This is a genomic window from Pandoraea faecigallinarum (genome assembly GCF_001029105.3).
GTDB lineage: Bacteria > Pseudomonadota > Gammaproteobacteria > Burkholderiales > Burkholderiaceae > Pandoraea > Pandoraea faecigallinarum.
Genome location: NZ_CP011807.3, coordinates 927,200 through 939,643 on the forward strand (window position 1 = coordinate 927,200; position 12,444 = coordinate 939,643).

The window sequence follows — 12,444 nt, forward strand, 5'->3', positions numbered from 1 at the left end:
AGGAGGGGACGGACGGTACGGAAGATACGAGCGAGTACCGCATGTCAGCCACGTCGTAGTGCTTGAAGGCGTTCGGCGGCACCGGCCGCCGTGCGACCGGGATCGAGGCGTACGCCGTGGGGGGTGAGCGAGGCCGGAAACGTCGACCGGACAGCCGGCGGGCGCAGGTCTTGCGACGAAAGCATCTCGCAGGCGAGCAACTGACGGCGCAATTGCGCCTCCACTTGCGCTGCCGGCGTGTCGGCGTCGAAACGGTGTACCCACCAGACGACCTTATCCGCGATGCACAGGCTGTCGTCGCGCAGCGACGGCTGCCCGGCGAGCGCAAGCGAAATGCGGGTCAGCCAGCGCGACAACATCGCTTCCGTCGCACCTGCCGCCGTCGCGTCCATGGCGTTCGCTGCGTCGTTTGCATTCGTCGACATTGCCGCAACCGGTATATCCGCCGCGTCTGCCGGTGTGCCGAGACCGCTCGCTTCGGCGGACGGTCGCATTGACGGCGAGCCGGGAACAGGAAGTGCCACTGACGTTGCCACGCAGTAGCCGCCGGCGGCTAGGCACGTCCATGCGCGACGACCGTCGAGGTCGAGCAGGGTACGGGTGCCTTGAACCTCGCACGGGGTAATCCAGTCGAGAGCGGCAAGCGCAAATGGCAAACGCATAGGCTGATGTCGGAGAGGGTGCCCGCGCACCAAAGGCGAATGAAGGGTTTGATCCGGCGCACGTTCGGTGCGGTGAGCCAACGTTCGGTGCGATGCCGCCAATGTCGCAGTGGCATGGGTGACCGGTGCGCCGTCCGGCGTGCAACGCGACGCTGATCCGGCGCGCCCTACGGGATGCGCTTCGGTACGCCATGCCGGTCCCGCGCCTGCTGTCGCCGACCGTTCGGCTGCACGGACAAGGACCGTCATTATCGAGCGCTGTGTCGCGGACACCATCCGGCACAGACCTGATCTCACTGTCGAATCCTTAAATTCGCGGTGTTTTCCTACGCCGGCGATCAGGCGAATACACAAGATTCGCCGAGTTGGCCCGAAGTCGAAAGAGAGTGAACAAAAATCCGTATGAATGCTACTGACTAACTGCTGAGGAGTTGCGCATGACGGGGTGTACGGGTGTCATCGTTGTCGAGGACCACGAGTTGCTGGCCGACGGGCTGTGCCGTTTGATAGAGGGCGAACTGGGATGGTGTGTGCTGGCCAGAGTCGCCAATGGGCTCGACGTGTATCGCGCCTGCGTGATGCATCGGCCGGCGCTGGTCGTGCTGGATCTGGGGCTGCCGGGAATGGACGGCATCGACGTCATCAGGCAGTGCGTTCAGCGCTGGCCCGAGTTGCGAATCGTCGTGCATTCCGCGAGCGACGACGGCGAGCGCGCACGGCAATCGCTCGAAGCCGGCGCCGGGGCGTTCGTTCTCAAAAGCAGTTCGCGTGAGACGCTGATCCACGCGATCGATGTGGTCATGCGCGGCGAACGGTTCGTCGATCCCGCCGTATTCGGCATCGTGCACGACCCGACGGGCGCGCAGCCGGCGCTCGATCCGCAGACCGTCGAAGTACCGGAGAAGCTGCTGACATTGCGCGAGCGGCAAGTGCTCAAGCTGGTCGCGGAAGGGCTGCGCAATCGTGACATCGCGGCGCTGCTGTCGATCAGCGTGAAGACGGTGGAGACGCACCGTCTGAACATGATGCGCAAGCTCGACGCACATAACGTTATCGATATCGTGAAATGGGCACGCCGGCTGCGCATGATGGTGTGATGCGCGCCCTCGGCCGGTACTGTCACATCGACGCCGTGCCGGGGGAATTTCAGGTCTGTGCCGGATAGCCGGCGCTGCTCCGGATGCGCGACCATCTTCGCTGCCGTTTTCTCCGTGCACAGTATTGAGCGCAAACTGTTCAACGCCGGCGTTTCAATACCGGCTTGTCAACGCCGGCTTGTCAACGTCGACTTATCAAGGTCAACTTCTCGGCGCCAACCGCGCCTTACGTATCGCTTAGCCGCTTCCGACAATACGCCATCGATGGACACTCAGACGCAGCGCAAGCTCGAACACCTTTTCGAATTGCTGGCCTTGCCGCCGCAGCGCGTTACGCCGCGCATGCGCGTTGCGCTTGGTCCCTGCGTATTGATGACGGATGTCGATGCGAACGGTGTCACGTTGGCGCTGACACTGTTTCGGCGCGTCTCGGGTGCACAGCGATGCCTACCGCTATTGCTGCAAACCTGCGTGCCGGAGTGGAGCCTCGGTATTCCGGTGCGTGCCTGTGTGGCGCAGGGCAGGCCGATGCTGATCGCTACGCCGCCGATACGTGGAAATTCGCAGGCCCTCGAATGGGTGTCGTGTCTCAGGCGCATGCGGCGACTTCTGGAACGAATCGATGCGCAACGACAGCGGGAGACGCGTTCATGACACGCCTGCCCATTTGGCTGCGCGTGGCCGCCGGACGTCAGGACATCGTCCTCGCGGGGCTGCTGCTCGTAACCGTGCTGATGATCATCATCCCGATGCCGCCGTCGGTGATGGACCTGCTCATTGCACTCAATCTCGGAGTCTCGCTGCTGTTACTGATGGTCGCGCTGTATATCAATGAGCCGCTCGACTTCTCAGCCTTTCCTTCCGTGCTGCTGATGACCACGTTGTTCCGGCTGGGACTCACGATCAGCACCAGCCGGCTCATCCTGCTGCATGCCGACGCGGGCGACATCGTCTACACGTTCGGCGATTTCGCCGCGGGCGGAAACATTGTGGTCGGAATGATCGTGTTTCTGATTATCACCATCGTCAACTTCATCGTCATTACGAAGGGCTCGGAGCGTGTTGCCGAGGTCGGCGCGCGTTTCTCGCTCGACGGCATGCCGGGTAAGCAGATGAGTATCGACGGCGACCTGCGCGCCGGCACGATCGACGCCGCGGAGGCGAAGCGCCTGCGACGCGTCGTGCAAAAGGAGAGTCAGTTCTACGGCGCCATGGACGGCGCGATGAAATTCGTGAAGGGCGACGCGATTGCGGGGCTCGTCATTATCGTCGTGAATCTGCTCGGCGGCATTGGCGTCGGTGTGTTCATGCGGGGCATGAGCGCTGGAGACGCGGCGGCTATTTACGCCATTCTGTCCATCGGCGACGGGCTCGTGTCGCAAATTCCGGCGCTGCTGATTTCCGTCACGGCGGGGATCATCGTCACGCGCGTGCCCGGTGAGCATCGTCGCAATCTGGCGCGTGAGCTGACCGATCAGCTCGCGGCGCAGCCACGTTCGTTGACGCTGGCGGCCGTGGTGCTCGTGCTGTTCGGGTTGATCCCGGGATTTCCGATGCATTACTTTCTGCTGCTGGGCGGACTGGCCGGCGGGGCTGCATGGTGGGTAAAACGCCTCGCGGCGCAGGGTACGGGAGCAAAGGATGCCACTATGGAGGACGGTGCACAGTCCAAAAGCGAGCGCCCCGGCGCACAGCCTTTGCTCGCGAAGATCGGCGTGGCGCTGGCGGACGGCTGCGGTGGCATCGACGCAGTTTCGGCATGCGTCGACGCGCTGCGCCATCAGAAATTCGAACATTTCGGTGTGCCGATGCCGGAAGTGCAGGTTGTCGTCGATGCTGCGCTGCCGAGCGGCACGCTGGACATCCAGCTGTATCACGAGAGTGTCCTGACCGTGGATGTCGCGCTCGACGCCGCGCTGGCTTCCTGCGACGTGGCACATCCGGTGACCGCGTTGCGAAGCCTGAGTGCGGGGGCACCGCGCGAGACGCCGTTACCGTTCGGCGGACAGACGCTTTTCTGGCTCGATGACGCACAACGCCGCGAATGGACAGCGTCCGGCGGCACCGTCGCCGAAGGCGCGGATCGCGTGGCGCATTGCATCTCGCTGGTCATCGACGCGCACGCCGCCGACTTCCTGGGGGTGCAGGAGGCGCGATTCCTGATGGACGCGATGGAGGACCGCTATGGCGAACTCGTCAAGGAGCTGCAGCGGCAGCTACCGATCAGCCGCACGGCCGAAGTGCTGCAAAGGCTGGTCGCGGAAGGCGTGTCGATTCGCGATCTGCGCCGGGTGTTCGAAGCACTGATCGAATGTGCGCCGCGCGAGCGGGACCAGATCATGCTGACCGAGTATGTGCGGCTGAGTTTGCGTCGTCACATTACGCGGCGCTTTCGTCGCGGCACGGCACACATCACCGGATGGAATGTGGGACGAGGCATCGAAGATGCCGTTCGCGCGGCGGTCCGGCAGACCGCTTCCGGGTCGTATGCCGATCTTAACCCGGCACAGACCGATGCGATCCTCAATGCCATCGATGGGGCAGTGAATGCGCATGACGGTACGCCTGCCGTCCTGTTCACGGCGATGGACGTACGCCGCTTCGTTCGCAAGCTGGTCGAGCGTGAGCGAGCCGACTTGCCGGTGTTGTCGTTTCAGGAGGTCGCCGACGAGCCGCATGTGCGTGTGCTCGGCACAATCGACGTGCAGGGAGCGGTCTGATATGCGACGCCCCGATACCGCCCGAATTGCCAACGGACTGCGCCGCACGCTCGATGCGCAACGCAAGGCTTGCGAGGACTTGCGGCGCAGCGCGAACCGTGACGTCCGTTATGGCCGCATCGACAAGATCACGCCCAACGCCATGCGCGCGTGCCTGCCGGGCGCGGCACTCGGCGAGCAATGCCGCGTGGTGTCGCCGGCGCTTGACGCAGAGGTTATCGCGGTGGAAGGGCGGCACGTCTGGCTTGCACCGTATGCGGAACCGAATGGCGTGGCGAACGGGGCGCTGGTGCAGGCGATGGGAACGGCGTCGCGCGTGGCGGTAGGCGAGCACCTCGCGGGCGACGTGCTGGACGGGTTGGGACGTCCGCTGGGCACGGACCAGGCAGCGAACGGTGTGGTGAGGCCAAGCGCATCGCAGGCCACCGCATGGCGGCCCCTGGATGCGCCGCCGCCGCCCGCCATGAGCCGTGCCCTCGTCTCGACGTGTTTGCCCATCGGCATTCGCGCCATCGACGGGATGCTGACATGCGGTCGCGGTCAGCGGCTCGGAATTTTTGCGGCGGCCGGCGGTGGCAAGAGCACCTTGCTCGCGATGATGTGTCAGGGCGCGGCAGCGGACGTCATCGTGTTGGCACTGATCGGCGAGCGCGGCCGCGAGGTGCGCGAGTTCATCGAGCAGGGACTCTCACCGCAGGCACGTGCACGCACGGTGTGCGTGGTGGCGACCTCCGATCGCCCTGCGTTGGAACGTATGAAAGCGGCCTATACCGCGACAGCCATTGCCGAGGCGTTTCGGGACGAAGGCAAGGACGTGCTGCTGCTCATGGATTCGCTGACCCGCTTCGGGCGCGCGGTGCGGGACATCGGCATGGCGGCGGGCGAACCGTTGGGGGCGACGAGCGGATTGCCGCCGAGCTTCTATGCGCGTCTGCCGCGTCTTCTCGAACGTGCGGGCACCGGCGAGCGCGGCAGCATCACGGCGTTTTACACGGTGCTCGTGGAAGGCGACAACCTCGACGAACCGCTGGCCGACGAAGTGCGCTCGATCGTCGACGGCCACATCGTGCTGTCGCGGCGACTCGCGCAGGAGAATCACTATCCCGCCATCGATGTGCCGAGGAGTCTTTCCCGTGTGATGTCGCAGGTGACGAGCGCGCAGCACGTCGAATGTGCCGCGCGCGTGCGACGCGCGATGGCGCTGGCGGCGGACGTCGAACTGCTCGTCCGCGTCGGCGAGTATCAGGCCGGACACGATCCGGATACGGACGATGCGCTTGCCCGTGCGCCGGACATTCGCGCATTCCTGTGCCAGGCGCAGCATGACGTCGCGCCTTTCGACGACACCCTTGCATGGCTGGAACATCTCGCGAACTGAAAGACCGCGAGGGCATCGACTCGCTGGCGAAGCTTGCACGTCGCCGCGAGACCGGCATGCGGGCCGCGTTGGCGCGTCTGACGGCGGCGGCGAACGAGGCGGACGCCGCCGCGGCGGCGTATGAGCGCGCGTGCGCGGCGCAGCGTCGCGTATGGCAGGAAGCGCTGTCTCGCGGCGGTATCTACGGCCCGCGCGAAGCGGCGGGCGCGTCGCTTGCGGTGGAGGTGCAGCGCATGGCCCTTGGCGAAGCCGCGGCCCGGCACCGCGACGCACTTGCCCGCGCGCGGCAGGCCCGGGCCGACTTGCAGGAGCAGCGCGAGCGTCTTCGGCAAAACGCCCGCAAGCAGGAAAAGTTGCGCGAATTGCTGACGTTGTATCCGCGCTGACGCCGCAGTGGCGCTGTGGCATCGGCGCGTTTTCCCAACCATCGCCATCAGGAGGAGTACACGATGAGTACCATCCGCCACAGCAGTCAGTCTGCCGGGGTTTTCGGCGCACTCACCGACAGGTTGTCATCGCATGGGACGCCCCAGGCAGATGCTGCATCACGTCGCTTCGGTCACTGCGCAGCGCGAGGGGAGCGTGGCGCGCGTGGTGAACGTGACGGGCGTGGCGAGCGCACCGAGCGGGCCTTCGCGCTGACGTGCGGACCGGCCGCCTGCGTGACGGGACCGGCCGACGTGCTTCGCTGGCTACGTGTGTGGCACGCGCGCCAGGATGCGAACTGGGACGGCGCGAGCGTGTTGCGGGTCGTCGTGCACGGCGGCGCCCTCGACGCACTGGTGGTCGAAGCCCGTCGAGGATTGCAGGGCATTACGGTCAGTCTCCTGTGCGTTCAACTCACAATGTACCGCCGTCTGCTCGCCCACCGCGGACAACTCGCCCGAGCGCTGACCTCGCGTCTTGCGTTGCCCGTCACCATTGAAGTCGAGGCTCGCTATGTCCCATGACGTGCCTGAGGAAGCCTTCCGGGAAGCGTCTCCTGCGGAATTCCCCGAGGCATTGCGGCAGACGAACGGAGATGCGCTCACGGCGGATGCCCGGATACCGCTGGAAGACTTGCTCACGGGGGCCGGCTGTATGACATTCGCGCAAGGTGACACGGAGGTTCGCGTCGGCTGGATTTACGCCGGAGGCGACGGGCTCGTCGTGACGGCGAATGTCGACGACGGCGTGGCGGGCCGGATTCGGCTCTGGTGCGATGCCCGTCAATGGGTCGACTGGCTCGCAGACGATTTGCCGGTGCCGTCGTGGGAGGCTTTGCCTGCGGCGTGGCAGGCAAGCGCTGCATCCCTCACGCTGGCGATCGGTGCCGGGCCGGTCGACGGCGAGACGCCGGCGGACTCACCCCTGCGATCCTCGTGGCCCAAAGCGGAATCGCTGGCGCCGGAACGCATCGCGCTGGCCTGGCGCATGGGCATCGTGCTCCAACGCGGGGGACGTCGGTTGGCACTGCCGTATCTCGACGGCGCGACCTCATGGTTGCGCGAGCGCTGCCGGCGAGCCACCCGGTGCGATACACCGCTCGATCCGAAGGGCTATCCGATGCGCCGTTGTGCAATGGCGGTCGGATGGACCGATCTGCCTGCGTCGCTATGCGACAACCTCCGCGAGGGAGGCGCTGTGCTGCTCGACGTCGCGGCGGACGTTTCCACTGGTGAGTATTGGCTGATCGACGGCCTTCACGCCATCGCGATGAGAGACGGACAACCGGCCGAGCGCCGTACCGTCTCGCTGGAGGCGGCGAGGATGGAGGCGGACGATGCCAACGGTGACGCAACGCGATGCGCAAGGTTGCTCGCCGTGATCGCCGAAAGGGAAATTCCCATTCCGTGGCTGATCGCGTGGCGCGCCGGGCAGGAGACGCCGCCGGAGACGACGGCGCGAAACACTACGGCCGCCGGCCATATCACGCTGTGGCGCGACGGCGCGCCATGGGCGGGCGGACGTCTGCTGCGATTCGGCGACGGACGTCTCGCGGTGCAGCTTGAGCCCACGCCCGGAACGTCGACCGATACACCGCACGCCCCCGAAGCGATTTCGGGTCGTGACCGGATGGGCGGGCATTCCGCATCGCCCTAACATTTCCCCGATTTTGACGTACCTGACGTGCCTGGGGGTGTAGCGAAGGCGTGGGCCGCAGGCACGCGGTCCGCGAGAGTCCGTGCGTCGCTGCGCCCCCTCCGGCTTCGCCGCGCGCCTGCGTTGTCCCCCTGCGTAGTCCCACTGCCTGGTCTCTCGTCAGCGCCGAACCGTGAAATTTTCCGGCTGCCGATGACCCGCGTTGGCGTTCCCCGACTGGAGTTGATATGTCCCTGCTCGACCACCCGGTGCAGCTTGTCGTCGTACTGTCGCTGCTCTCGATCCTGCCATTGCTGGTAGTGCTGGGGACGGCATTTCTGAAGCTCGCCGTGGTGTTCGCGCTACTGCGCAATGCGCTCGGCACACAACAAATTCCTCCGAACATCGCGATCTACGGACTGTCGCTGGTTCTCACGTGCTTCATCATGGCGCCGGTCGCCTTCGACATCGAGGACAACCTCGGCAGGCGTCCGGTATCGCTGTCGTCCAGGAATTTCGTCGCCGACGTCGATGCCAGCGTGCTGTCTCCGTACCGCGCGTTTCTTACGCGCCACACGGACGCGAGACAACGCGACTTCTTCGCCGGACTGGGTAACGAGACATGGCCGCAAGCCCATCGCGACCGGCTCGGTGCGGATTCGCTGCTTGTGCTGATGCCGGCGTTCGCGTTGAGTCAACTCGCCGAGGCCTTCAAGATCGGCCTGCTGCTGTACCTCCCCTTCGTCGTGATCGATCTCGTGATCTCGAACATTCTGCTGGCAATGGGAATGATGATGGTCTCGCCGATGACCATCGCACTGCCGTTCAAGTTGCTTATCTTCGTGATGATGAACGGCTGGGAGCAGTTGGTTCGGCAGTTGATGCTGTCTTACGCATGATGGCGCATGGAGCCCCGGCATGAGCGAAGCCATCGTCGTCAATCTCACGAGCGAAATGCTCTGGCTCACCTTGCTGATGTCGCTGCCGACCGTGGTGGTCGCCTCGGCCGTGGGCGTGCTCGTCTCGCTAGTGCAGGCGCTGACCCAGGTGCAGGACCAGACCGTGCAGTTCCTCATCAAGCTCATCGCCGTGTCGGTCACACTGGCCGCGACCTATGCATGGATGGGCCACGTGCTGCTCAACTACGCCGGCAACGCCTTCGAGCAGATCAGCCGGATGGGGTGATGCAGATGACGATGTCTTCCGGAATTCCGGCCTCGTCGCTCTGGACCGAGATGTTCGGATGGGCGCTCGCGTGGGGTGTGGCGATGCTGCGTCCGCTGGGGATCGCGATGCTGCTGCCCGTGCTGTCCGTCGGCATGCTCGGCGCGGGCATGTTGCGCAACGCACTGGCGCTCGCGCTCGCATTGCCGGTCGTCCCGCTGGTGCACGCGAGCCCGGAGATGCCGGTGCATTGGGGCGAGTGGGCCCTGCTGATCGTGCGCGAGTTGTTCCTCGGCGGTTTGCTCGGTCTGGTGGCGACGCTGCCGTTTTGGGCCGCGGACATGACCGGATACGTGATCGACACGATGCGCGGCGCATCGATGGCGAGTGTGCTCAATCCCTTGATGGGCGCGCAATCGTCGATTTTCGGTATCGCGTTGACACAGATGCTCTGCGTTCTGTTCTTCGTCACGCCGGCGGCGCACGCGTTGCTCACGGCGCTGTACGACTCGTACGTCGCGCTGCCCATCGGGCGTGGCTGGCGATGGGACGATACGTCGGGTGTTGCCTGGCTGTTGTCGCTCTGGCAGGCCATGCAGGTTATGTGCGTGGCCGTTGCGTTGCCGGCGATGGTCGTGATGGTGCTCGTCGACATGTCGATGGGCTTCATCAACCGCGCGGCACAGCAACTCAACGTGTTCTTTCTCGCCATGCCGGTCAAGAGCGCGATGGCGTTGCTCGTGACCGTCGCGAGTCTGCCGTTCGCGATTGCCGTGCCGCTCGCGCACTGGTATCGGCTGCCCGAACTGTTGCGTGCGTGGACCGTGATGACGCAGCCTGCTTCGTGAGCGACGTATGAGCGAGAAAAACCTCCCCCCCACCCCCAAGAAAATCGAAGACGCGCGCAAGAAAGGCCGCGTCGCGAAGAGCGCCGATCTGTCCGTTTGCATGCAGCTCGGGGCGGTACTCGCATGGCTGGTGTTCGAAGGACCGGCGCTTTACGACGCCCTGCAAGCGCTCGTCGCCCGCATGCTGCTGGTGCTTCGCGATCCGGTCGACGAAGCGGTGCAGGGCATGCTTGGTCCGTCGGTGCTGATCTTCGTTCGATTCGCCGGCGGACTCGCAGTGTTGCTGATCGTCACCACGTGGCTTGCGATGGTGTTGCAAGTGGGAGCGCTGGTGGCACCGGAAGTGATTCGTCCGAAGTACGAGCGCATCGATCCCGTTGCCAAGGCAAAGCAACTGTTCTCCATGCAGTCGCTCTTCGAGTTTGGCAAATCGCTCGTCAAGGTCGCTGTGCTCGGCGTGGTGTTCTTCTATCTGATCCGGCAGTACACGCCGTCGTTTGCCGCGCTGCCGCAGTGCGGGCCGTCGTGCGGACTCGCGTTGACGATCAGACTGCTGTTCTGGTTGATGGCGGTGCTCGTGGTGGCCTACGTGGTATTCGGTGGACTCGACTTTGCGTATCAGAAGTATCAATTGCGCAAGCAGTTGATGATGTCTCACGACGAAATCAAGCGCGAGTCCAAGGAGATCGAAGGCAATCGCGAGATCAAGAACCGGCGGCGAGATATTCACCGCGAGACGATCGAGAGCGGCAGTCTCTCGAACAACGTCAAACGTTCGACGGCGGTCGTGCGCAATCCTACGCGCCTCGCGGTCTGTCTTCGCTATGTTCCCGGCGAGACGGCCGTGCCTTTGGTCATCGAGAAGGGGCGTAACGAACGGGCACGAACCATCGTGCGCCTGGCGCTGCGCGAGGGTATTCCGGTTGTCGAACACGTGCCCGTGGCCCGCCGGCTGATGGACGACGTAGCGATCGATGCACCGATTCCACCCGATCTCTTTGACGCCGTGGCGGCAATTCTGCGTCTCGCCCTCGACCTGCCGTACGAGGTACAGGCGATGCCGACGCAGGCGTCTGACGCGCCCGATGTGCCCGATGTGCCCGATGTGCCCGATGTGCCCGATGCGCCTCATGCGCCTCATGTGCCTCATGTGCCTCATGTGCCTTATGCGTCCGATGCGTCCGATGCGTCCGATGCGCCGACCGGCGGCGGCACGCCATGAGGGCGCTGGCCATGGTGTTTTCCGGTTCGTCGCGACGGTTCGGATTGTCCCGATTGTCCCGATGGTTCCGATGGTTCCGATGGTTCCGATGGTTCCGATGGGGCAGGCGGTCGTGGCGTCTTGCCGTCCTCGTTTCAGCGGGGCTGACGCTGGGCGGGCTGCCGACCATGGCGGCGGACCGGGGGCTGTTGCCTCATCACCCGCGCGTGGCCGATGCGCAGATTGCCGTACCGGTGGCGAACGCTTTCGCCGCCGCCAGCGGCAAACCGAAGCGCGTGGGCGATGTCATGGGCGACGCCGCCGATCCGCGCGAGGCGGCACGGCGTCTGGTGTCGCCATTTCGCGAGCCGGAGGTGGCGCCGCGCATTCCGATTGCGTCGGCGCGATCGGCGTCCGCCCCGGCACCCGGCGCCGAGCCGACGAACGCACGGGCCGCCGCACAAGCCGCCGCGCGGGTCGAGGGGCCCCCCGGGTACGCAGGGGGTACATCCACGGTAAATCCGAGTCCGGTGAAGCTTCCGTATGACGCACTGGTGCGGCGAACGGCGCATGCCACGTCCCTCGACGCCGCGCTGCTGCATGCGATTATCGACACGGAGTCGGGATACGACCCGCAAGCGGTGTCGGAGCGCGGCGCCATTGGGCTGATGCAGATTCTGCCGCGCACGGGACAGCGCTTCGGCGTGCGGCGTCTGGAGGATCCGGCCGAGAATTTGCGTGCCGGGGCGTCATATCTGCGCTGGCTGCTCTCGCGCTTCGACGGCGACGTCAGTCTGGCGCTTGCTGCCTATAACGCTGGCGAAGGTGCGGTGCTCCGTTACGGGAGGCAGGTGCCACCGTTTCCCGAGACGCAAAATTATGTGCGCAAGGTCATGGCGGGTTACGCGCGCCTGCGTGACGCGGGCATGCCCGGCGCCCCCGATGCACCCGATGCACCCGATGCACCCGATGCACCCGGTGCGGGTGACGGCGGGATCGCAGCCTCACCTGCACAGGCGGCCCCCTCCGCGGTCGGGGCGGCGGCCGCGCTCACCGGTGCGCCGGCCGAACGAACAAAGGAAAAGGGCGTTGCCGGGACCGACGAGAAAGCCGCGCGGGCGTGGCGGCTCTTACAGGGGCTGGGGGAGTTGATGACGCATAGTCCGTCCGCCGACGCGGCGAAGCGCGCCGGACGCGCCACCGCCCGGGACCGCGACCGGCCGGCGGTCGCGATGCCGCCACGGATTCCGGAGCGTACGGCGGGCACGCTCGTGCGTCCCGCAGGGCGGGACGGCTAGGCGTTGGACGCCGGG

At 65.4% G+C, this 12,444-nt stretch carries 13 protein-coding genes; 12 read left to right on the forward strand and 1 reads right to left on the reverse strand.

Annotated elements, in window-relative coordinates:
* Positions 1 to 44: 44 nt before the first annotated feature.
* Positions 45 to 662 carry a hypothetical protein gene (locus AB870_RS04200; protein WP_071386831.1) on the reverse strand — a complete coding sequence of 206 codons (618 nt, stop codon included), beginning with the start codon at positions 660 to 662 and terminating at the stop codon, positions 45 to 47.
* Between the two features lie 437 nt (positions 663 to 1,099).
* On the opposite strand from AB870_RS04200, the gene AB870_RS04205 reads away from it, so the two are divergent.
* The 12 genes from AB870_RS04205 (at position 1,100) to AB870_RS04260 (ending at position 12,429) form a co-directional block, all read left to right on the forward strand.
* Complete coding sequence (locus AB870_RS04205; RefSeq protein ID WP_047907063.1) at positions 1,100 to 1,759, forward strand: two component system response regulator; 660 nt, start codon at positions 1,100 to 1,102, stop codon at positions 1,757 to 1,759.
* 264 nt (positions 1,760 to 2,023) lie between these two features.
* Positions 2,024 to 2,413, forward strand: coding sequence for a hypothetical protein (locus tag AB870_RS04210; RefSeq protein WP_047907064.1), 390 nt, complete (start codon positions 2,024 to 2,026; stop codon positions 2,411 to 2,413).
* Positions 2,410 to 4,479, forward strand: coding sequence for a type III secretion system export apparatus subunit SctV (sctV, locus tag AB870_RS04215; RefSeq protein WP_047907065.1), 2,070 nt, complete (start codon positions 2,410 to 2,412; stop codon positions 4,477 to 4,479). The genes AB870_RS04210 and sctV overlap by 4 nt, the downstream gene beginning before the upstream one ends.
* A 1-nt stretch (position 4,480) precedes the next feature.
* Entirely contained in the window at positions 4,481 to 5,857 is a 1,377-nt protein-coding gene (locus AB870_RS04220; RefSeq protein ID WP_047907066.1) for a FliI/YscN family ATPase, read from the forward strand.
* The gene (locus tag AB870_RS04225) at positions 5,833 to 6,243 is read left to right on the forward strand and encodes a hypothetical protein (protein ID WP_047907067.1); all 411 of its coding nucleotides are present in this window, start codon (positions 5,833 to 5,835) and stop codon (positions 6,241 to 6,243) included. Before AB870_RS04220 ends, AB870_RS04225 begins: the two co-directional genes overlap by 25 nt.
* Before the next feature lie 63 nt (positions 6,244 to 6,306).
* The gene (locus AB870_RS04230) at positions 6,307 to 6,807 is read left to right on the forward strand and encodes a hypothetical protein (RefSeq protein WP_071386832.1); all 501 of its coding nucleotides are present in this window, start codon (positions 6,307 to 6,309) and stop codon (positions 6,805 to 6,807) included.
* On the forward strand, positions 6,797 to 7,939 hold the full coding sequence (locus AB870_RS04235) for a hypothetical protein (protein ID WP_047907069.1): 1,143 nt from the start codon (positions 6,797 to 6,799) through the stop codon (positions 7,937 to 7,939). The genes AB870_RS04230 and AB870_RS04235 overlap by 11 nt, the downstream gene beginning before the upstream one ends.
* A gap of 227 nt (positions 7,940 to 8,166) precedes the next feature.
* A complete protein-coding gene (gene sctR, locus AB870_RS04240) occupies positions 8,167 to 8,817 on the forward strand; it encodes a type III secretion system export apparatus subunit SctR (protein ID WP_047907070.1) in 651 nt (216 codons plus the stop codon).
* 19 nt (positions 8,818 to 8,836) lie between these two features.
* Entirely contained in the window at positions 8,837 to 9,103 is a 267-nt protein-coding gene (sctS, locus tag AB870_RS04245) for a type III secretion system export apparatus subunit SctS (RefSeq protein WP_047907071.1), read from the forward strand.
* 5 nt (positions 9,104 to 9,108) lie between these two features.
* Complete coding sequence (sctT, locus tag AB870_RS04250) at positions 9,109 to 9,930, forward strand: type III secretion system export apparatus subunit SctT (protein ID WP_084664067.1); 822 nt, start codon at positions 9,109 to 9,111, stop codon at positions 9,928 to 9,930.
* A gap of 7 nt (positions 9,931 to 9,937) precedes the next feature.
* Positions 9,938 to 11,152, forward strand: coding sequence for an EscU/YscU/HrcU family type III secretion system export apparatus switch protein (locus AB870_RS04255; RefSeq protein WP_179949730.1), 1,215 nt, complete (start codon positions 9,938 to 9,940; stop codon positions 11,150 to 11,152).
* A 167-nt stretch (positions 11,153 to 11,319) separates the two neighbouring features.
* Complete coding sequence (locus AB870_RS04260; RefSeq protein WP_053059554.1) at positions 11,320 to 12,429, forward strand: lytic transglycosylase domain-containing protein; 1,110 nt, start codon at positions 11,320 to 11,322, stop codon at positions 12,427 to 12,429.
* Positions 12,430 to 12,444: the final 15 nt, after the last annotated feature.